21 protein-coding genes are annotated in these 22,131 nt (G+C 44.2%); 11 read left to right on the forward strand and 10 right to left on the reverse strand.

Features of this window, described 5'->3' with window-relative positions; translation table 11 throughout:
* Positions 1–148 precede the first annotated feature (148 nt).
* On the reverse strand, positions 149–1,444 hold the full coding sequence (locus tag QZZ22_RS08980) for a hypothetical protein (protein ID WP_292464185.1): 1,296 nt from the start codon (positions 1,442–1,444) through the stop codon (positions 149–151).
* A gap of 256 nt (positions 1,445–1,700) precedes the next feature.
* Between QZZ22_RS08980 and QZZ22_RS08985 the strand changes: the two genes are divergently transcribed.
* Together QZZ22_RS08985 and QZZ22_RS08990 are read left to right on the forward strand one after the other, a co-directional pair.
* Positions 1,701–3,002, forward strand: a complete 1,302-nt coding sequence (locus tag QZZ22_RS08985; protein WP_292464187.1) for a phenylacetate--CoA ligase — start codon at positions 1,701–1,703, stop codon at positions 3,000–3,002.
* Positions 3,003–3,041: 39 nt separating this feature from the next.
* Positions 3,042–3,890: a methanogenesis marker 8 protein gene (locus tag QZZ22_RS08990; RefSeq protein ID WP_292464188.1), complete on the forward strand. Its 849-nt coding sequence runs from the start codon at positions 3,042–3,044 to the stop codon at positions 3,888–3,890.
* A 24-nt stretch (positions 3,891–3,914) separates the two neighbouring features.
* Here QZZ22_RS08990 and QZZ22_RS08995 read toward each other — a convergent pair whose 3' ends face one another.
* On the reverse strand, positions 3,915–4,319 hold the full coding sequence (locus tag QZZ22_RS08995) for a PaaI family thioesterase (RefSeq protein WP_292464189.1): 405 nt from the start codon (positions 4,317–4,319) through the stop codon (positions 3,915–3,917).
* A gap of 367 nt (positions 4,320–4,686) precedes the next feature.
* Between QZZ22_RS08995 and QZZ22_RS09000 the strand changes: the two genes are divergently transcribed.
* Entirely contained in the window at positions 4,687–5,241 is a 555-nt protein-coding gene (locus QZZ22_RS09000) for a YetF domain-containing protein (protein ID WP_292464190.1), read from the forward strand.
* Between the two features lie 77 nt (positions 5,242–5,318).
* Here QZZ22_RS09000 and QZZ22_RS09005 read toward each other — a convergent pair whose 3' ends face one another.
* The 6 genes from QZZ22_RS09005 to QZZ22_RS09030 form a co-directional block, all read right to left on the reverse strand.
* Entirely contained in the window at positions 5,319–5,759 is a 441-nt protein-coding gene (locus QZZ22_RS09005) for a pyridoxamine 5'-phosphate oxidase family protein (protein WP_292464191.1), read from the reverse strand.
* A gap of 55 nt (positions 5,760–5,814) precedes the next feature.
* Positions 5,815–6,684 carry a YihY/virulence factor BrkB family protein gene (locus tag QZZ22_RS09010; protein ID WP_292464192.1) on the reverse strand — a complete coding sequence of 290 codons (870 nt, stop codon included), beginning with the start codon at positions 6,682–6,684 and terminating at the stop codon, positions 5,815–5,817.
* A gap of 161 nt (positions 6,685–6,845) precedes the next feature.
* Positions 6,846–7,253, reverse strand: coding sequence for a Mov34/MPN/PAD-1 family protein (locus tag QZZ22_RS09015; RefSeq protein WP_292464193.1), 408 nt, complete (start codon positions 7,251–7,253; stop codon positions 6,846–6,848).
* A 206-nt stretch (positions 7,254–7,459) separates the two neighbouring features.
* The gene (locus QZZ22_RS09020) at positions 7,460–7,630 is read right to left on the reverse strand and encodes a hypothetical protein (RefSeq protein ID WP_292464194.1); all 171 of its coding nucleotides are present in this window, start codon (positions 7,628–7,630) and stop codon (positions 7,460–7,462) included.
* A 150-nt stretch (positions 7,631–7,780) separates the two neighbouring features.
* Positions 7,781–9,838 (reverse strand): ATP-binding protein, encoded by a 2,058-nt coding sequence (locus tag QZZ22_RS09025; protein ID WP_292464196.1) that lies wholly within the window; start codon positions 9,836–9,838, stop codon positions 7,781–7,783.
* Positions 9,839–10,135: 297 nt separating this feature from the next.
* Complete coding sequence (locus QZZ22_RS09030) at positions 10,136–11,569, reverse strand: TIGR00297 family protein (RefSeq protein ID WP_292464197.1); 1,434 nt, start codon at positions 11,567–11,569, stop codon at positions 10,136–10,138.
* A gap of 342 nt (positions 11,570–11,911) precedes the next feature.
* Between QZZ22_RS09030 and QZZ22_RS09035 the strand changes: the two genes are divergently transcribed.
* The 6 genes from QZZ22_RS09035 (at position 11,912) to QZZ22_RS09060 (ending at position 17,530) form a co-directional block, all read left to right on the forward strand.
* Positions 11,912–12,466: a cupin domain-containing protein gene (locus QZZ22_RS09035; protein WP_292464198.1), complete on the forward strand. Its 555-nt coding sequence runs from the start codon at positions 11,912–11,914 to the stop codon at positions 12,464–12,466.
* A 13-nt stretch (positions 12,467–12,479) separates the two neighbouring features.
* A complete protein-coding gene (locus QZZ22_RS09040) occupies positions 12,480–14,150 on the forward strand; it encodes an AMP-binding protein (protein WP_292464199.1) in 1,671 nt (556 codons plus the stop codon).
* A 121-nt stretch (positions 14,151–14,271) separates the two neighbouring features.
* The gene (locus tag QZZ22_RS09045; protein ID WP_292464200.1) at positions 14,272–14,517 is read left to right on the forward strand and encodes a 4Fe-4S dicluster domain-containing protein; all 246 of its coding nucleotides are present in this window, start codon (positions 14,272–14,274) and stop codon (positions 14,515–14,517) included.
* 16 nt (positions 14,518–14,533) lie between these two features.
* On the forward strand, positions 14,534–15,598 hold the full coding sequence (locus QZZ22_RS09050; RefSeq protein ID WP_292464201.1) for a 3-methyl-2-oxobutanoate dehydrogenase subunit VorB: 1,065 nt from the start codon (positions 14,534–14,536) through the stop codon (positions 15,596–15,598).
* Positions 15,598–17,034: a 2-oxoacid:acceptor oxidoreductase family protein gene (locus QZZ22_RS09055; RefSeq protein ID WP_292464202.1), complete on the forward strand. Its 1,437-nt coding sequence runs from the start codon at positions 15,598–15,600 to the stop codon at positions 17,032–17,034. Before QZZ22_RS09050 ends, QZZ22_RS09055 begins: the two co-directional genes overlap by 1 nt.
* Before the next feature lie 100 nt (positions 17,035–17,134).
* Complete coding sequence (locus tag QZZ22_RS09060) at positions 17,135–17,530, forward strand: thioredoxin family protein (protein WP_292464203.1); 396 nt, start codon at positions 17,135–17,137, stop codon at positions 17,528–17,530.
* A gap of 44 nt (positions 17,531–17,574) precedes the next feature.
* Here the strand turns inward: QZZ22_RS09060 and QZZ22_RS09065 are convergent, their stop codons facing one another.
* Together QZZ22_RS09065 and QZZ22_RS09070 are read right to left on the reverse strand one after the other, a co-directional pair.
* Entirely contained in the window at positions 17,575–18,126 is a 552-nt protein-coding gene (locus QZZ22_RS09065; RefSeq protein WP_292464204.1) for a LemA family protein, read from the reverse strand.
* 84 nt (positions 18,127–18,210) lie between these two features.
* A complete protein-coding gene (locus tag QZZ22_RS09070; protein ID WP_292464206.1) occupies positions 18,211–20,007 on the reverse strand; it encodes a DUF2207 domain-containing protein in 1,797 nt (598 codons plus the stop codon).
* A 430-nt stretch (positions 20,008–20,437) separates the two neighbouring features.
* Between QZZ22_RS09070 and QZZ22_RS09075 the strand changes: the two genes are divergently transcribed.
* Both QZZ22_RS09075 and nudC read left to right on the forward strand, forming a co-directional pair.
* Entirely contained in the window at positions 20,438–21,121 is a 684-nt protein-coding gene (locus QZZ22_RS09075; protein ID WP_292464208.1) for an AIM24 family protein, read from the forward strand.
* 109 nt (positions 21,122–21,230) lie between these two features.
* Complete coding sequence (gene nudC / locus QZZ22_RS09080; RefSeq protein WP_292464209.1) at positions 21,231–22,079, forward strand: NAD(+) diphosphatase; 849 nt, start codon at positions 21,231–21,233, stop codon at positions 22,077–22,079.
* Positions 22,080–22,131: the final 52 nt, after the last annotated feature.

Here is a 22,131-nt window from a genome sequence, read left to right on the forward strand (position 1 = left end):
TATATCTGATGCAGTACTATATCTATATTGTACGTGTGTATATACGCATATTTACAGATGATCCAATATATGTTTAAAAAAATGAATCTGAAATTGAAGTTGATAAGTCAACCTGACGATTTAATTTAAGAATTTGACCTGAAATTAGTTAAAGAGTCAGCCCTTTATAAATATAGGTTTTTATACTGGTTAGATTACTGCCTGATGAAGTGCTGATGATATCCATGAACACATGTTCATCGACAGGTATTCCTGATGTTGCAAATTCCAGATTACTGTCTTTCATATTTTCAAGTCCGATTTCAGTATACAAGTCATAGGTCAGTGCAAATGCTTTCTTGTATCCGAAATCTATTTCTTCACCAGTAGAGGAATCTATATTTACAGGTATGCTCCAATCCGAAAGTGGAAAGTCATGCTCATCCCTCATATCCTTATACTTTTGCAGGAATCGGTCTCTTCTTTCAACTGCCTTCTGTGGATGTGTCTCGTTTAATACTATGTAAGTGTACAGGTCAGCGTAACCTTCATCCATCCAGAGTTGGTCAAAATTACAGGCACGAGTCCAGTAATGCGCCAGTTCATGGATCAATATCTCGCTGCTTGATGTATGCAGCATCCAGATACCTGCCCTTCCCTTGTTGAAACCGCCATAGCCACCTGTTTCAGTTATGTTCGCCTGTGTTATTATAATGTCATAAGATGCCGGATAAGGCATACCCCAGGTTTCTTCTAATATAGGCAGGCTTGTCAGGGCAGTATCGAGCATCTGTTGTGCCCATACCTCTTCACCTTCCCAATACCTGATCTGTATCCGGACATCTTGTTCCTGTAGATGGGCCACATCACTAAGGACAAGATGTTCAGTGTGCCTGACAGTATTAACAAGGCACGACATGTTCCAGTCCAGCCCTCTCTGGAACCTGTATACGCTGGAATATTGCATTTCTTCCAGTTCATAACCGTTTCTTGCCAGATGTGTATCGAAACCTACCGGGACTTCCAGTGTTACTTCCGTATTCTCTCCATTTTCAAGGATATAGAAAACAGCAGTGTTCCTGTTAGTGTCCAGCTCGTACTCTATATAGAATGTATAACTCTCTCCATACCATACTCTCTGGTTGAACTGGAACTCATGATAACCTTCCCGGACCTTCTGAAATGCTATCCTTTTCTGGGTATCATATGCGTTAATATTTTTTGAGTTCTCAGGCAGATAATGGTTAAAAGTTGAATAATATCCACGTTTGTACGTGGTACTGGGATCGGTATTAATGAACGTGATCTGTTTTGTGACATGCACAATCTCACTTTCAGGTATTACCGCATAAACAGAACTGACCTCAATTGTGACATCACTATAATCAGCGGCTGCAATCGGTATGCAGGCTAGGAAGAGTATTAATGCAAGTATCCGACATTTTCCCTTAAAACGCAGCGCCATCCCTTTCACCTTACCACTAAAAGAAAGATTAAATGTAGGGTGTTTTATATATTATGGCAGCAGAAAATAATATATGGCCATATTATGCCATTTTATGAGCATAAAACTACTTATTTAGTACATAATTTATAATATTATGCTTATATAATTTACTAAAATGTTCATAGCAAGCAGATGGCAACATTGTGTTATCCGATGCTGATAGCAAACAATTTAAACAGGGAGTTCTATGTGAAGAGAAAGCGGAGAGTTTCTTATGAAATACTGGCAGCCCAAGTATGAAACAATGAAAAAGGAAGAACTTGCAGCATTGCAATCAAAACGTTTGAAAAAGACGGCTGCATCTGTTTATGAGAATGTACCTTTTTATAGAGAAAAGTTCAAACAGCTTGGCATCAGGCCAGAAGATATCAGGTCGGCTGATGATATCAGAAAACTGCCTATGACCAGAAAGACTGACCTTCGCGATAACTATCCTTTTGGCCTTTTTGCTGTCCCTAAAAAAGACATAGTTCGCATCCACGCATCCTCAGGCACAAGCGGGAAAGCGACCGTTGTCGGATACACAAGGAATGATCTGGAAACCTGGTCAGATCTTATGGCAAGGAACTTCACAATGGTAGGACTGGATCAAAGCGATGTTTTCCAGAATGCTGTCAATTACGGACTGTTCACGGGCGGCCTGGGTTTCCACTATGGCATTGAAAAGATAGGGGCTATGGCAGTGCCAAGCGGCACAGGCAACACAGCCCGCCAGCTGGAAATGATGATAGACTTTGGCGTTACTGCCCTTCACTGCACTCCTTCTTATGCCCTCTACCTGGCAGAGACAGCACGTGAAATGGATATCGTGGATGACCTTTTATTGAAAGTTGGATGTTTTGGCGCCGAACCGTGGTCCTCCAACACCCGTAAACAACTGGAGAATAGCCTTAATATAAAAGCTTATGATTCCTACGGCCTCTCTGAGCTTATGGGACCAGGGGTTGCATTCGAGTGCCAGGAACAGGACGGTCTGCACCTTTGGAACGATCACTTCTTTGTAGAAGTGCTTGACGAAGGTGGGGAACAGGTGGCTGAAGGAGAAAAAGGAGAACTCGTACTGACATCCCTCACTAAGGAAGCTCTGCCCATTATCAGATACAGGACAGGAGACATCACGAGATTGCTTGAAAGCGAATGTTGCTGCGGGCGCACTACTACCCGTATATCCAGGCTGCTTGGAAGGGCCGACGACATGCTCATTGTCAGGGGCATCAATGTATTCCCCTCCCAGATAGAGGACATCATAGCCAAAGTACCCGAGGTCACAGAGCACTTCCAGGTAATACTCGACAGGAATCAGAAAATGCTGGACGAGCTTACAGTGAGGGTGGAACTTGAAGAGAATGCTTTCACAGGTGAACTGAAAGATCTTGCAGCTGTAAAAAGACATGTAGAGAATGAACTCAAAAGTGTTCTTAACATCAGGACTACTGTGGAACTTGTCGAGAAGGGCACCATACCCCGTTGTGAAGGCAAGTCAAAGAAAGTAATTGACAGAAGGAATGCGCTTTGATTATGCTTTTTAATAATATCATACGGAAATGGTGATAGAATGCCTCATATCATGGAAATATTGGGAAAGGCCCGGGTTGTTGTAAAGAATGGAAAGGTCGTCGAGGTAGGAGAGCCACAGATATCGTGGTGTCCGATCTTTGAAAAAGCAAGAGGTATCAGGGAGATCACTCTTGAAGAGGTCAAAAAGAACATGGAGTTCCGCATCCGGGATTTCGGGCTCTTTACTGACAAACGGAAACTCGAGATGGATGTATTCGTTGGTTTTGGTGCATCCGAGATCATGATGACCGGCCTTAACAGGGGCCTGATCGACACCACAGTTACTGTTTGTGACGGTGCAGGCACTGTCATAACAAATAATCCTTCCCTGGTACAGGGTATGGGAGCGCGCATATCCGGCCTCGTTGAAACCGAACCTATAGAAGCTACCATCAATGGTATTGCGCAGAGAGGAGGTATCGTCCTTGACCCATCAGCTGCCAGAATCGACCCCGCAGGCGGAGTAAAAAGAGCAGCAGAATTAGGTTACAGGAAGATTGCCGTAACTGTCGTATTCCCGGAAACCGCAAAGGAACTGCGTAAGTTAGAGTCTGAAATGGACCTTGAACTTACTATAATAGGCGCTCACGTTACGGGCATCAATAAGGAGTTTGCCAGGGAACTGGTGAAACACCTCGATATTGTGACAAGCTGCGCTTCCAGGAATATACGAGAGATTGTCAAACCACTTGCCCAGGTCGGCACAGCAGTGCCACTGTTTGCCATAACCCCGAAAGGAAAGGAATTACTCCTTGAAAGAGCAAAAGATGTCGAATCTCCAATCCTTATCAACACGATGCCCCTTCCGGCATTGCCAGAGCACAAGCAACCCCGGGAACTGATCTGAACTGCTTTAAGAAAGATTGTACACTCACTCAGGAATCCTGAGCGGGTCCTTTTTCCTGTAAGCCATGCCGGTGAATATCGCGATGGTATCACCGTTTTCGTTTGTAACATCGACATTATAGGTTGCTATCTTTGGATTTATCGAGGTTTCCTTTGCCTCTGCAAACAGATAGCCTTCGCCGACTGCTTTGACAAAAGAGATGTCTGCATTGATAGCCACAGCAGCCGTGCCATGGGAATTGGAAGCCGCTGCAAATGCCATGTCAGCAAGAGTGAATATCGTTCCACCATGTACACTGCCAAGCACATTGAGATGTCTTTTTTCTATTTTCATCTCTGCTTTTGCATAGCCTGCAGAAACTTCTGTTAAATGCATGCCAGAAATGGTCGCAAAGTTCTCCTGCTCAAAATATTTGTATAATCTGTCCATATCTATCTGGCTTTCCTATTACAGGCTACTCCTTATAAGTTCCTCTGTCCGCAGAAAGAGGGATACAAGATCTAAAATGGTTAATGATGAAGAATTTAGAAACACATATATACTTCTTACACCTTTAATATCATGGTTATACATGATAAATATCGAGTAACCACCGAACACACAGCCAGTCTATGAAGATTAGCTACGTACCACAAAAAACAGGTTTAAACAGTGCGGGAGATTTTCAACAAAAGAACAAATGGCCTGCCACCCATTTGTTCTTTTTTCCTCCGGAATAAGCAGAAGACTATATACTATCGGATATAATCCTGTATATGATAGTGAGAAAACATCATGGGGGTGCTGTGCTCACATCGTGACATTTCCAGTAAGATTCAGGAGGCCGATATTTATTAGTATCTTCTTCAGTAACTGGGAAAATATACTGAGGATAATTATTTTTGCATTTTGCGGATACATCTCGCTGGTGTTTCTCCTGAGAACTACTGGTCAACGCACCTTATCACAACTGAATGCTTTTGACTTTATCATTACAGTGACTATCGGATCTGCCTTTGCCTCCTTTCTTCTTGCAGGTAATGTCGCACTAATAGATGGCATAACGGCCTTTGCGGCATTGGTAGGCTTACAGTTCATGGTCACATGGCTGACTACAAGATCCGACCGCATAAAGGAGGCAGTCAAGAACGAGCCCCGATTGTTATACTATAATGGCGAGTACCTGACAAAGAACATGAAAAAAACCCGCATAGTAAAAGAGGAGATAGAACAGGCCATACGCAGTACAGGACAATCAAGTACAGGTAATGTGGAAGCTGTGGTCATGGAAACCAACGGCAATCTTTCAGTCATCAGCAAGGGAAGCAAGGAAAATATGGATGTCCTCACGGATGTCCTGAATAAAGAATAACTGCTGCGATAGCAAACTTAATTGTACAAAAATTGTGTCCACCCTCTCTGACGGGTGGATACACGCCTGATACCTATTCAAAAGGTCATGAAATCCCTGTGATTGAATCCCTTTGAATAATCCAGGTAATAAGCTTGCGCAGGTTCCACTTTAAAGAAAACATTATCAGGGTTTGATGGCATATCAGCCATGAAAGGATACTTTTTAGCCATGAGCTTGAATGCTTTGTTTGTCTCTTCCCCATCCGTGACAAGGGATGCTTTCCCCTGCATCTGGACGCCTGTTATCTGCATGACCTGCACATCATCATCGTCCACAGTGTACGCTACATTAGGGTTATCCATGATATCTGCAACTTTATGAGTATTCTTATCGGTTACAAAGTAGACCGTTGCCCCGTCAGAAGCAAAAGCCATTGTGTGCACCATTGGCTTCCCACTCCTGTCGGCTGTACCCAGATTCATCCACTGGTGACTTGAAAGGTAATTAACTATTTTCTGCTTTGTCTCTTCTGTCATTTAAGCCCCCTGGCCTCTTGGCCCTCATGATATTATTAGCTGCCAGACTTTAAATTTAATCGTTCGCAGACCTTTGGATATGTTTTTTCCTCTGGCTCGTCTCATAGTCTGCATATACCTTTGTGAATTCCACCATAACCGTGACAATGATGGCTGACAGGTATATCCAGAGGAAGATGGCAAGTACTGAACCTACACTGCCATACATTCCCGTAGGATCGGTGTACCTCAGGTACAGGCTGAACACATATTTTCCCAATGTTACGAAAGCAACTGTGAGAAAAGATCCTGTCACAACATACTTGTAATCCATCTTTGTATCGGGAAGTACCCTGTAAAGGTAAATAAAAAGAAGCACAAGAATCAGGAAGTTGGCTATTGAACTGATTGATTGTATGGCCCAGGCAGGTACCGGGAGAAACTGGTCAAGTTGCTGGGAAACACTGAAGAATATCACTTCAAAAACGGTAATCAGGACGACCAGCAGCACAAAGATGAACACCGCAACAAAAGCCGATATTCTCTTCTTGATGAGTTCCTCATACCATGTACTATTCTCATACGAGACGTTCCACATCCTGTTAATGGTTTTCTCGAGTTGCAGGAAAAGATTGCCTGATGTCCATAAAAACAGGGCGAAACTTACGAGCAAGCCCAAGGTAAGAGTACTGGTCTCCGGAATCTGCTGGAAAAGCGTATTTAATATTTCGATGGTTGTTTCAGTTGCAACAGAGGAAACATATTCCAAAATCGATTCCTGGACTGCTTCTTCCCTTAGAAAAAAGCTGCTGACGGACAACAGGAACAACAGTAGTGCCGGCAGGCTCATCAACACTATAAATGAAAGTGCTGCACTGTCTGTGATACCGTCGTCATTGTTCCATTTATGCAAAGTCCCTGTGACAATGTCCCTTACCTTCCCCATATATCCAAACCCCTTTCTAAATCTGTACTAATAGGATATACTTTTTGTCAGCTCTCAATTGCTATGGAGTCAAAGAATAAGAGGATTGGAAGGTATTGAAGGTCAAATTGGTTGAGAAAATGGTTGTTTCCTGAAACTGCGAAAGTCATTGACTTCCGGCCCTACAATAACTCCTCATCCTCAAGCTCCACATCCAGCACTTCCAGCTTAACAGGCTGCCCGCTGCCGTCGTAACATTTCCAGTTATTACGGCCATAGGGGTGGCCCACTATGATATGGTGCGTGCCTGTCTTGCTGAACATGTGCAGATCAGCCTGCGATGGACGTACGACCGAGCTGGGATGGCTATGTACGGAGCCTACTGCCGAAATATTTGGCATCATGAACAGTTTCAGGACCGCATTTGATTCGCTTGATTCCGTGCCGGGGAGAAGGAGAATATCAGTAATTATCCCATCCTTTGCTTCAAGCAGTCCTGCAAACTCATCCGGGTATGTCGACTTGCTGGCTTCAAGTATGAAATCAAGGGTATCACTTGCAATACCTATGATCTCAGCATTCTTTTTCATAGAGGAACATTGTATTAAATGGGTAATAAGCCTTTTTAAGCTTGTAAAAATAAGTCTCTGTAGTTTTGTCCATAGCTAGTGATTTCGATATGTTTTCTATAGAGCCCATTTTCAATAATTGTTTTTTATTGAGAAATCAGTGATGATGGAGTAACTATTGGTGACAAAGATGTTGGCGCAGGTGGAGAACGGATTAAGCTCTGCTTTCACCTCTTTCCGGCTTTTTTTATTTTTCTGCCAACAGCATCATAGAATTTCAGCTCCACAACTGAATCAATAATACTTTCTAGTTTGAATTCATCTTCTCGCATACGAAGTATCTGCTCACGCACTTTAGGGCTAATCTTTGAACTAATTTTCTTTTGTCCTTCTTTCATTTTATCCATCCCTCAAGAATAGATATTTCGATATTATAAACAATAATATGATGTCATATATTAATCAATTAAATTACTGCTCTGTAGAAAACCCATTAAAAACAAGTTATTTAATCAGATTTCTACAGAGCCAAAAATAAGAAACTGCCTTTATGCCCTAACCTGTTCTTTTGGCAACAGCACATGAACAGTAGTACCAATTCCCTTTTCACTCTCAAGCCATATCCTGCCTTGATGAGCTTCAACTATGAGCTTGGATACATAAAGCCCAAGTCCGTTCCCGCCATACTTACGGGTGGAAGAGCCATCTACCTGATAAAAGCTGGTGAAAATATCCTTTACATTTTCCTCTGGTATTCCTATACCGGTATCCTGTACTTCGATATGCACATCGTTGCCCTCTTCATAGGCAGACAAATTCACCTGGCCACCTTTGAGAGTAAACTTTACTGCATTGTCCATGAGCTTATCCATCAGCTGTATCAGGAAATTAACATCCCCGTCAATGAAAGGATGGAGCATGATCACATTCTTTGAAACGGTGACACTTTTTTGCCGGGCCTGGTCAGAATAGGTTTCAATTGCACGGTCGAGAATATTCTCAAGCAGTATAGTATCAATTGTATACTGTGCAGTCCCTGCAAGCACATTACCCATATAGAGAAGAGAATCTATCAATGATCCGAGACGCTCGGAATTACGCACAATAGAATCAACGCTTTTTCTTTGATTCTCGTTCAACTTTCCAAACACTTCTTCATCAAGAAGGCTGCTATATCCGTATATGCTGTGAAGAGGAGTTTTGAGCTCATGACTTAGATTTGCAAGGAATTCACTTTTCATTCTGTCAAGAACTTTAAGCTCATCGTATGCCTTCTCAAGTTGCATGGAATGAATGCTCAGGGTTTCTTCGTTCTGTCTGCGTTCAATAGCACTGCCGACGAGATTGGACATTATCCCCAGAACATTGATATCCTCCTCACTCCATGATCCTGTGTTCACTACATTATCCATTCCCACAAACCCTGACATCTTCCCGCTCACATAAAGAGGCAACACTATCAACGAGCTTATATCCTGCATCTCAAGTATCTCCTTCTCACTATGAGCTTCTGGCGGCATGGATGAAACATCGGTCACATGGATTATTTCTCCCTTATGGAGTTTATCCATCCACCAGGGGAACATGCTTACCGGCAGATCCCTCAGATTCTCTTTCTGCGGCTCTACGCCTTCACTGCGCCATTCGTGAGTATTATCCATCACTTCCTCTTTTATCATAAAAAGATATACGCGGCTTGCACCGCAAAGGGTGCCTATATTCCCGAGACATTCCTCAATAGCAATATCAATATCCACCGGCGCTACCAGGACAGATGACACGTAAGAGATACTCTTTTCCAGATTTAATTTCCGTCTGATAAGTTCGTTGAAGACTTTCAGTTTTTGCGAATATTCCTGCAGCTCCTTTTCAGAACTCTTTCTTTGGGAAATATCATGCAGGATGACCAGATCTGCAGGAGTGCCTTCGTATTCGATGCTTGATGAAAGAATTTTCATCGGGATGATTTTCCCGGTTTTTGATGTAATGTTTAATTCTTGGTTCTGCTGAAGCCCTATATCGCCTTCTATTTCCACATACATATGATATGCATCGTTTTTTGATCCGGCAGAAACAAAACCCATGAAGTTTCTGCCGATAACTTCCTTTTTATCATAACCAAGTATGTCAACAAGTTTTGCATTCATGTATTTGACAACAAAATCCTGGATTATAACGATTCCATCATTTCCATTTTCCAGTATCCTCACATACTTTTTATCATGATCCTCCGGGTTTGGCCTTAACTGCCCATCCCTTAAAGCATGATCGATGCAGCATATTATGCTGGAATGATCTTTTCCTTTTGTTTCTGCAGGTATGATTTTCCATCTAGTGGGTATTTCTTTGCCATTCCCTGTAATGCATGTTTGTTCAAATCCTACTGCTTTGCAGCCATATGCAAACAGTTCCGGGCAGCTGAGATTGGCCCTGGCTTGCAGGTCTTTAAAAAATGGTGCTTCACATATATTTTTTCCAAGCAGGTCTTTAGAATTATAGTCAAGTATCTCAAGAACTGCCGGGTTACAATACTCTATTTGTCTGTCCGCATTCAGGACTATGATTCCTATTGGCAACTGCTCTGCGACATCAGAAAAACTTTCCATGATAATTGATTCTGAAGACGGATCTGCAGGAAAAGAAAAAACGGCCATTTGCTCAGTGTTCTTGCAATACATTTTCACCCAAATATATCTTATTTTCCTTATGCTTGGCTGCGGACCAACTACGTTAATTACTAAGAACGGTAGCCCTAAGTTTTCAACAGAATTTGGAATTAATGGTCTTAGTATAATTGATAATTATATATATAGATATATTATATTTTAATTAGAATTCGTGCAATATAAACCTTTTCACTATTACTCCGGAAAAACATCGCATTTGAAAACCATGAATAAGCTTCAGATTAAAGTGAGATACATGGCACCTGAGATCAGAGCGCCTGCAAAAGTTGCAATGAAGTTGACACCACTATTGGAGAGCTTCCCTTTATGCTGAAGAGTTGCACCAAGAACACTATCCACATTGGTCCCAAGGAAACCTCCGGCTGTTGTGATAAATATTACCATGAACCAGCTCTCCACCGGAAGAACACCAAAGATGATGGCCAATATGCCGATGATAGCTGAACCCAGGATAGCTGCAACCTCACCAAGCACAGTCACAGCACCATCAACTCCCGTACATGTTGGTTTTAGAGTGGTTATCATTATTGGCTGGGAGCGTGCAGTCGTACCTATCTCACTGGCAAGAGTGTCCCCGGTAGCTGTTGCAACTGTTCCCAGATACGCGAAGATGAGAAACTCAGAATACTGAGGATATATCCCGTAAAGGACAGCTAACACAAGAGCTGCCATGCTATTACTGAAAACATTCTCATAGCTGCGTACACCATCCTTTGACTGTGCTATACCGATAGATTCCTTGAACTTGTACTTGTATTTGGTGAACCCGCCACCAAGAATAAAGAAAGTGAGAAGCAGGATAAACCAGGATATATCACTGAATACTATGATCAGTACACCAAGTAGTGAAGCGCTGAAAAGAGCTGAGAGGTCTGCTATCTTTGCCCTGTAGGCCAGATATCCCAGCACAAGTGAGAACATTAGCGCCATGAACATCTCGTAGGGAGGGACCGAGTACCCGAAAGAATGGAACAGCCACATCGTCATTCCCGCACCAAGAGGGACCGAAATGTTATCATCCACTTTCGAAGGGATGGATTCAAAAAGAGCACCAGTGATCGAGCCAATGACCGCCAGGAAGAATACCAGGTTCCTGCTGACATTCAGGTCCTCCCAGCCGGCAATCCAGGTTCCTGCAAGATACGCAAAGAATATCCCTACCCCAAGCATGACTATACTGGATGGCAGAAAATGTTGTTCGCGACCATGCCTGTTACGAACGATAGTTCCATTTAGGTGTCGTTTTTTACGATTACGGATGAATGAAGCCGCACTGCTGCCAAAAGTTGCTATTGCAATGGCACCTCCTATTACATACAGGGGGAAATCGAGCGGGGTGAACTCCAGCAGCTGACTTATCAGGAGCATGATAAAGACAGACAGAGCCAGGTTCCTTGCACTCCTTATACCATCGTTCATGTCAGTAAGCATTTTCCTTGAGCCCGGCTCAGGTTTACGATAGAGTAACTTTGCAATTACCGGATATTCGGGAAAATATGCAAGAGACGCAATTATCAGGAAATTAAACACTAAGAGAGTCAGGATATCAAAGAAAGGAAAGGCGAATATCAACATACCAAAAGCAGCACGGAGTATCTGGCGTCGGTATTCATGTTCCATCTTCTCCAGCCGTTCAAGAATGGTATGCATAGGAATCTTTCCGGTTCTAGTATTTGATACGCATAGTTAATCAAGATATAAAGCACTGGTGATTATTTATGTATGTTCACATATTGGCATTATTTTATTCGTATATATATTTTTATGCATGCAAAAAAGTAAGCTTTTATAAAATCATCCAGAGGCTACCCTGAATGTTAAATCAATATCTTAAAATAAGAGAAGAACTTAAGAAAACCGTTATCAATTGATAGTGCATCTACAGGAATTCACCGTAAGTCCACTACCTGGAAAAAAGAAGTGATCTTAAGTGAAACAACTGTATTCTGATGCAGTCAGTCTCAATTTTCAACTTCTCTGAAGTGATGGTATATGCAGGAAAAAATAAAGGAAATTGCGGCCCGTGTCAGGGAACTTCGCGAGATTTGCGGCATTTCGGCAGATGAGATGGCTGCACGTCTTGGTATATCTGCTGTCGTTTACAGAAAATACGAAAATGCTGAGGAGGATTTCCCGGCGAGTATCCTTTTTGAGATCGCTCAATACCTCAACGTGGATATGACCGTACTGCTTACCGGGGAAGACCCGAAAATGCATGTATTCACAGTCACCCGGAAAGACAAAGGTGTGAGTGTCCAGAGGCGCAAGGATTACAGATACCAGAGTATAGCTGCAAACTTCGTGCACAAGAAAGCAGAACCTTTAGTGGTAAAGGTCGACCCAAAGCCTGAAGAGGCAAGACCGTCGATGAACTCACATCCCGGTCAGGAATTCGATTATGTGCTTGAAGGAACCTTAAAGGTCATCATCCATAATAATGAGATAATCCTTGAAGAGGGCGACTCTATTTTCTTTGATTCCAACTATGCCCACGGGATGCAGGCTGTAGGAGGAAAGCCCGCAAAGTTCCTTGCAGTCATTCTATAAAAACGGAGGTATCATGTCTTCACTACTGGAAAAATACGTTTCACGCAGCGAATTCGATTCATACGAGGATTTCAAGGAAAACTTCAGCATCAACATTCCTGATAATTTTAATTTCGCATACGATGTAGTCGATGTTTACGCAAGGGAACAGCCAGATAAAAAAGCCCTTATCTGGTGCGATGACAATGGAGAAGAAAAAGTATTCTCTTTCTCGGACCTCGCCGACTACAGCAATAAAACAGCCAATATTCTCAAAAGATATGGTGTCAAAAAAGGCGACAGTGTAATGCTCATGCTCAAAAGCAGGTATGAGTTCTGGTTCTTCCTGCTGGCTCTCCACAAGATCGGTGCTATAGCTGTTCCTGCCACCCACATGCTAACTAAGAAGGATATTGTTTACAGAGTGGAGCGCGCCGGGATCAAAATGATAGTGGCTGCTCCGGACACAGGGATACTGGATTGTGTGGACGATGCTTACAGCGAGGTCAGCAATATCCTCAAAACCAGGATTGCAGTAGGCCTGCAAAGAGATGGCTGGCTATCGTTTGAGAAGGAGCTGGCAGCAGCCTCTGCTGACTTTACGCGCCCGACTGGTGAAGGGGCTACAGTTAATGAGGACATATTGCTGAACTATTTCTCCTCAGGAACTACCGGCTTCCCCAAGATGGTGCAGCATAATTTCACATATCCTCTTGCACATATAATAACTGCCAGGTACTGGCAGAATGTGACAGACGGCGGCCTGCACTACACTGTGGCGGATTCGGGATGGGCAAAGTGCGTGTGGGGCAAGATATATGGTCAGTGGATTGCAGGAAGTGCGGTATTTGTATACGATTATGACAGGTTCACTGCCGAGAGGATGCTGGAAAACACAGTAAAGTATGGTGTGACAACATTCTGCGCACCGCCTACCATCTACCGCTTCCTTATAAGGGAAGATCTTAGCAAATATGACCTGAGCTGCCTGGATTACTGCGTGACCGCAGGAGAGCCGCTAAACCCCGAGGTTTACCAGAAGTTCCTGGAAATAACGGGCCTCAAACTCATGGAAGGGTTCGGACAGACAGAGACTATCGTCACCCTTGCAACTTATCCCTGGGTAGAACCAAAACCCGGTTCCATGGGCAAGCCATCCCCTGAGTATTCCATTGAGCTGCTTAACGCTGAAGGCAAACCGTGTGAGGTTGGGGAGGAAGGGGAAATCGTGATCGACACCAGTTTTGGGAAGCCTCCTGGAATATTCATCGGTTACGGAGCTGACCCTGAAAGGACAAAGGATGTCTGGCACGGCGGTTATTACCATACCGGGGATATGGCATGGAAGGATGAGGATGGCTACTTCTGGTTCGTGGGAAGAGCTGACGACATCATCAAAACCTCCGGATACAGGGTCGGACCTTTTGAAGTTGAAAGCGCTCTCATTGAGCATCCTGCTGTGCTTGAATGTGCCATTACGGGTGTTCCTGATCCTATAAGAGGACAAGTCATCAAGGCAACCATTGTGCTAACAAAAGATTATACTGCAGGCGAGGAACTTAAGAGAGAACTCCAGGATCATGTTAAAAGAGTCACTGCTCCATATAAGTACCCCCGTGTGGTTGAGTTTGTGACAGAACTGCCAAAGACTATAAGCGGCAAGATCAGACGTGTGGAGATACGCGACCACGACAAACAAAAGTAATAACATCTCTGCTTACCGCATTTGAACGATCCGGACAGGAAATTACACATCCATGCATAAGATTTATGTACTTCCAGTCCGGGTGAATATCATTTTTACATCCAAATGAGGTCACATCATCATGTCAGATAATCAGGCAAAGAAAGAGCCTTATCCGGTATTTAACATCCTGGAATGCAAAGCATGCGGGCGCTGCATCGTGGCATGTCCTAAAGGTGTTCTGCGAATGAGTGAAAGTCTCAATGAAAGGGGCTACCACTACGTAGAGTATACAGGAGAGGGATGCACAGGCTGTGCTAACTGCTATTACACATGCCCTGAGCCACTTGCAATAGAAATCCACATTCCTCTTAAGAACAGTGAGTGAACAGAGGTGCTTTAAAATGGCAACACAATTAGTAAAAGGCAACACAGCAGCTGTTATCGGTGCGCTGTACGCGGGCTGTGACTGTTATTTCGGTTATCCTATCACCCCTGCAAGCGAGATACTGCAGGAGGCGTCAAAGTATTTCCCCCAGGTGGGAAGAAAGTTCGTACAAGCCGAATCAGAGGAAGCAGCCATCAATATGGTCTACGGTGCGGCATCAGCAGGCCACCGTGTGATGACAGCATCTTCAGGCCCGGGTCTGAGCCTGAAACAGGAAGGCATTTCATATCTTGCGGGTTCCGAATTGCCATGCGTGATCATCGACATAATGAGAGCAGGGCCCGGACTTGGCAACATCGGCCCTGAACAGAGCGATTACAGCCAGGTGGTCAAGGGCGGCGGACACGGCAACTACAAGAACATAGTACTTGCTCCCAACTCCGTGCAGGAAATGTGCGATATGGTCATTACGGGATTTGACCTGGCATTCAAGTACAGGAATCCTGTGTGCATCCTTGCTGACGGCGTGCTGGGACAGATGGTCGAATCCATCCAGTTCCCGGAAAAGGCTGTGCAGCCGGTGATAGATACTACATGGGCGGTCAATGGGACAGCCGCCACAAGGGAAAACCTGGTGACTTCCATCTTCCTGGACTTTGACCTGCTCGAGCAATTCAACTATAAGCTGCAGGAAAAATACGCCACCATAAAAGAACACGAAGTTGACTACGAAGATTACATGGCCTCAGACGCCTCTATAATTCTGGTATCCTATGGCATCAGCAGCCGTATATGCAGGTCAGCTGTCGACCAGGCAAGGAAAGAAGGTATAAAGGTCGGCCTGTTCAGACCAAGGACCCTGTTCCCTTTCCCGGAGAAGGAACTCAGGGCTATAGCAGACTCAAGAGAATGCACTTTTGTCTCGGTGGAGATGAGCAACGGACAGATGCAGGAAGATGTCAGGCTCGCCATTGGATGCACAAGACCTGTGGAGCTTGTAAACCGCATGGGTGGGAACCTGATAACCCTTGACCAGATCATGGGCAGGCTCCGGGAAATATCAGCAAGGGAGGAATACTAATGGCTGAGAAAATGGCTGAAAAGATTATAGGAAGGCCGGACGGACTATACGCCGAGTTCCCGCGCAAGGGCGGGGCCGCTCCCACTGCAACCCACTACTGTCCAGGCTGTGGACACGGGATAATTCACAAACTCATCGGTGAAGCACTTGCAGATCTTGGTATCCAGGACCGCACCGTAATGATAAGCCCTGTAGGCTGTGCTGTCTTTGCATATTACTACTTTGACTGTGGCAACCTGCAGGTAGCACACGGCCGGGCCCCTGCTGTGGGCACAGGAGTTTCCAGGGCAGAGGACAACGCTGTTGTCATAGCATATCAGGGAGACGGCGACCTCGCCTCGATTGGTCTTAACGAGACCATCCAGGCTGCTAACAGGGGTGAGAAGATGGCCATATTCTTTGTCAACAATACCGTTTACGGGATGACAGGCGGCCAGATGGCACCCACCACCCTTATAGGGGAAAAGACTATCACCTGCCCTGAAGGAAGAGACCCGCGGTTCGCAGGATATCCACTGCACATGTGTGAGATCCTCAATAATCTCAAGGCTCCTGTGTTCATTGAAAGGATTTCCATCTCTGATATCTCCCACATCAGGAAAGCACGCAAAGCAATCAGGAAAGCTCTTGAGATACAGAGAGACGGCAAAGGCTATGCTTTTGTTGAAGTGCTTTCCACATGCCCCACAAACCTGAGGCAGGATTCCGAGCAAAGCACAAGGTTCGTCAATGAAGAAATGGAAAAAGAGTTCCCCTTGGGCAATTTCAGGGACCTCTCGGCAGAAACACAGCCTCTTCTCAGGGGAGAGAGTGATTTCTCCAGGGATTCCATTGATAGACTCTTCAACCTTGAAACAGAATCATCTCCTGATGCTGTACATGATCCCACTTTTAAGGAAGTGCATGTAAAGGCTGCAGGTTTCGGAGGACAGGGAGTGCTGAGCATGGGACTTACCCTTGCACATTCAGGCTGCAATGCACAGCGCTTTGTTTCATGGTATCCTTCCTACGGCCCTGAACAAAGAGGGGGAACTTCAAACTGTTCCGTAGTCATATCCGGCGAATCCATTGGTTCCCCTGTGGTCCACACCCCGGATGTTCTTGTAGCAATGAACCGCCCCTCACTTGAAAAATTTGCAGGTGATGTGAAGGAAGGTGGCATTATACTGTATGATTCCACTATTGGTGCATGTGATATCCCGGCAAATGTCAGGGGAATATCCGTGCCTGCTGTGAAGATAGCAGGTGAAACAGGTTCTGAGAAGGCTGCAAACACCGTAATGCTTGGTGTGATGCTCACTCTCGGGGTGACCGGCCTCTCAGAGGACAACTTCAGGGAAGCCATCGCTGAGACATTCTCCGGGAAACAAAAACTGATATCACTAAACCTGAATGTGCTTGAAGCTGCAGTTGCATGGGCAAAGAAGAATATCTGATCATTACACCCTACAGGCATAGGATGCCTGTATGCTCTTCTTTCTTTTTTGGAGAACTTTTTATAGCCGTAGCTACATATCTAAAATGGGAGCGGTAGTAATGGATATTGATAGTGCTGTTATTGAGGCAACTGACACAGACTGGGACGAGATGCTTGAGAATCAGGAAAAACCAATGGTGGTTATGTTCTACCTCCCGGAGTGCGCTTATTGCAGAGAGATAGAGCCATATTTCAGGGAATATGCCAAAGAGTTCAGGAAATCCTCTACATTTGTAATGATGAACGGAATACTGGCATCCAGAACCGCCAGAAGATACGGGATCAGAGGAGTACCCACTTTCAAATTCTTCTGCGGTGGCCAGGCGATAAAAGAAGAAGTTGGCATGATCTATCCTTCTATCCTTAGGAGATCTATCGAGGATCTGATAGGTCACGGAAATGAGTGTGCGTTGCACACCACACCTCTGCCGGACGAAGTCTCACCTTATGAATGAACGGGCTATCCTGGGTAATCTTATTGCATCTTTTTCCCTTACTCTTAGAACTTTACTGCCGGAACCTTATATTCTTCAGGCGGTATCTGGAAAAGCTCCTTCTTCCCAAATCCGGCTATACCTGCAATTATATTGGTCGGGACCGACTGTATGGTTGTGTTGTATTTCATGACAGTATCATTATAGAACTGTCTTGAGTATGTGATCCGGTCCTCAGTGTCTGCAAGGTCTTTCTGCAGTTGTATGAAATTCTGGTTTGCCTGAAGTTGCGGATAAGCTTCAGCTACTGCAAACAGGGACTTCAACGTCGAAGCAAGCATATTGGATGCATCTGCTGTTTCATTTGCCCCCTGTGCCTCCATTACTGCAGATCTGGCCTTTGTCACATTCTCAAACACTGCCCGCTCGTGTTGCGCATAACCTTTGATAGTTTCCACAAGATTGGGTATAAGATCATTACGTCGTTTTAACTGGACCTCTATCTGGGCCCAGGCATTCTCAACCCGGTTCCGTAGTTTCACCAGGTTGTTGTACACCGCAACAAAAATGATACCTATAATAATTACCGCTGCTATTGCCAGGATCTCCAATACCATGAAATTACCTCCTTCATTGACTTCCCATTAATGTTTACTGCTTCTCATTAATCCTAATTGATATCCGATACTCCCGAAGGTGAATTATCTCGCTCCTCCGCCTCCACCGCCAAAACCTCCGCCTGCGCCACCAACCCCGGAGCTCCCGCCCGAGGAACTGCCCGGAGTGGATGCCTGGTAAGCGTTCCTGAACCCGTAAATGAACACCATATTGTGGTGTACCGGGTAGAAGCGGCTTCCAGAGAGTTGTTCCGACGGGATAATGAGGGACATATTGTCAAGTGCCTTATCGGCCACACCCAGTGCCACCGCATAGACCATGTAGTGATCCCATATCTTTATTGATTCGGGAGGGTGCTCTTTCAGCGCAGAGAAATCTGTCAGGTACTTCCTGAAGTTATCCCACCGTTTGTGAAAAAGCCTGCCTTCGGGAGTCCACTGGCCCATGGTTCGCTCGCTGACACCCACAATAACAAGCATCACTATGGCAATAACTCCGGCTACCATGACCAGAATAATGAAATTCTTCATCACAGGGAACTGATCAGTGGGAAACAGGAAAGCTACGAACCATATACTTAAAAATGCTATGATTATGACAGCAATGCTGAAAATGGCCATGTACTTATTGCCTTTGGATTCAAAGAGCTTATCAACTTTAGTATGGTTTGTTACCTTGTCATTCCATCTGTTCAGGAAATGATAGAATGCCGTGCCTTTCCCAAGTTCCTTTTTCAGATTACTCCACAGCACCGTGCCTTCGGAGGCATGTGAACTTAACAGATCGAATACATCCTTTTCATAGTTCAGGAGTTTCTTCTTATCTGCACTCATATTGATCTCGATTAAAACATCCTCTTTCTCACGGGATATCAGGCCAAGGTGTTTTTTTGTGGACATAGTGTCTTTCAGACGCAGATATTCCCTGTCCACAAGATCCATGACCGTAGCAGTAAACCCCTCGATAGTCGGAATACCTATCTTACCCCTCATGATAGCATTGACTACAGCAGGTTTCGAATCAGTAGGCAGTTCCCTTTCATACACTCCATAATAATCAATATCATGCTCTCTTCCATATTTGTTATATATGTAAAAAGGGAACATAAGTACGAGCAAAAGATAAAGAGCAGCTATGTAGAAAAGATAGACGGATATGGCTGCTTTTCTGTCATATGCTCTTTCTACAGCCAGTATTTCCTCCAAACCATCCTGGTCCTGGATGGAAACAAAAGCCGGGTCTGGAGATTGTAATCTAGGGAACACTGCTCTGATCTCATACCAGCTTCCGGAAGGTATCTCATATGATTCTGCAGTGATGATGTTACCTTTAAGATACGATGTCCTTGTGTAATGATCAGGATGGATCCAGTAAAGGATGTTGTCTTCTTGTGCTCCGGCAGGAAGGGTAACTCTTGCAGTGAACCCACCCAGGCTCTTCTCCCACTCATCTCCCCACAACTGGTAATGAAGTTCAGACACATCATTGTAGACCTTGACCCCGCGATAATAATCATAGGACACGACAAAGGTGATCTGTTCAGGTGTTGGCTGTGGCAATGAGCCTACAAGTTCGTAACCACCGGAAACAGGCACGACCCGGAAATCGCACTGGCCCCCAATGCAGTATCCTGTGATATTCTCAACAGAACCACCTGGAGGAGGAGATACAGTCCTGAATACTTCATAATAGATGCCATCAAAAGAGTATGTGATGGATTCTTCCACATGTGTAATACCATTAGCACCTACGGTTATGTTCGCAGTTGCATGGTCCAGTGTATAATCCCTTGCAGATGCGCAGGATGTAAGCAACATCAGCACCACAATGATCAGAAAAGACCTGCGAATGATAGAGTTTGAATCAATTCCTTTCAGCATATAACATAAAACTTTGCACAAGTATCTACAACTCCGAATTATATATGCAGTGAAAAGTTTTTAAACTTTTGTGCAAGTAACAAGTCTCTGGAAATTCGATCTGAACTCCAGCCACATTAGTCATCCAAAAAATTATTTCCTTATCCTATACAACAGCACTTAAGTATATTTATATAACATAATCCAATTATATTATATTAATTAGTATAATTATATATTATAGTAATAGAATAATATAATTGAGACATTTTGGTTTTGTTTTTTATCTGGATGTGATACTATAGCAGAAACTAACTTTTATAACAATATAACCGTCCTTGACAATGTTGACAAAGGAAACTTCAAAGTCGAGATACTCCAGTACAATTCTTTAACCGGAAGTAAGGACCCAGACCTGGCAAAAAATCTCTACTATGTTCATAAGTCAGGCATGTCCCTTAAACAGGTAAAGGTTACACTGAATGATGGTGGTGTCATAGTCGAGCCCGGTGCTCTTCATTTCCACAAGGGGAATATTGTGTGTGATGCCAATATAGGAGGTCTGGGTGGCTTTGCAAAAAAGATGATAAAAAAGCAGCTTACGAATGAAGCTGCTTTTAACCCTCTCTACAGAGGAGTGGGTGAGATATTCATGGAACCAAGCTTTAGCCACTTCCTTATAGTGACTCTGAAAAATGGTTCTATCATTGTCGACAAAGGCATATTCTACTGCTCAGAATCAACCCTGGAAGTTAGTGTGGCAAGCCAAAAGAACATAAGTGCAGGATTATTTGGTAATGAAGGGTGGTTCCAGACAAAGATCAGCGGTACAGGCACATGTATTCTGGAAAGCCCCGTTCCAATTTCTGAAATACTGAAGTATAACCTTGACAATGAAAGACTTCAGGTTGATGGAAACTTTGCTATTTTAAGGTCAGATTCCGTAAAATTCAGTGTTGAAAGTTCAGGTAAAGGTCTTGCAGGCAAACTAACCGCCGGAGAAGGCCTCCTGCAAACATTTGAGGGAGCCGGAGCCGTATGGCTTGCACCTACCCAACCTATTTACAAATCTATTTCTGCTGGCAGCATTTCTTCTCTGGCTGCTGCAACATATAACAGGAACAATTCAACATAATGGGGTTTTTAGACCCCATATTAATTTACTATATTCAAGCAATAGGCCAAATCACACCACTTCAAAACCGGTAAACTTGATAAGGGAACATATCGTATCCATTTTATTCATGGAACACGATCATAAACAGCAGGGACCTGGATTCCAGCCCCTCCTCACTCCCCCGGAAAAAATGCACGCTTCATCAGACTACTCTTTTGCTTTCAAAGAGCGCAAGATAATGCTCATCTGCGATAACAATGTTTACAGGCTTCCTTCAGTGAACGAACTCAAAGAACTGGGCGCTGAAGTGATAAGAGAGCAGTATATCGGCGAGTTTGGTGATATATCATGTTTTACGGCCGAGATTGATAACAACTTCAGGCATGGTGAAGATATCAGGTTTGAAGACCTGAGAAAACTGTATGATATACTGGACGAACCTGTGGCGTCCCTTGCAGGCAGGGCCATCCAGTTACTTGAATGGGACATAAAAACTGGATTCTGTGGCCGCTGCGGTTCAAAAACATTCCGGAGCCAGCAGGAGAAAGCCAAGGAGTGTCCTGAATGTGGCTCACTTTTCTTCCCCAAGATCTCTCCTGCTATCATTGTGCTGATAGAGAGAGAAGATGAGGCGCTCCTTGCAAGGTCTCCCGGTTTTCCGAATGGATTATACGGCCTTATAGCCGGTTTTGTTGAACCTGGAGAGTCTGTTGAAGAGGCGGTTGTCAGGGAAGTACTGGAGGAGGTAGGGGTTTCTATAAAGGACATCAAATACTTCGGAAGCCAGCCCTGGCCTTATCCTGACTCTCTTATGATAGGTTTTACTGCCAGGTATGCAGGCGGAGAGATACGCATTGACGCAGTAGAAATCGAAGATGCCCGCTGGTTCAGATGTGATGAGATACCGACAGTTCCCGGCAACAACAGTATTTCTGGTCGACTCATATCACATTTTATTAAAAAACACATGCAATAGAAGATAAGCTGTCCAGTGGGAAAAGAATAATGTACATAAGAACTAATGTATT

The organism is Methanolobus sp. (assembly GCF_016278365.1).
GTDB lineage: Archaea > Halobacteriota > Methanosarcinia > Methanosarcinales > Methanosarcinaceae > Methanolobus.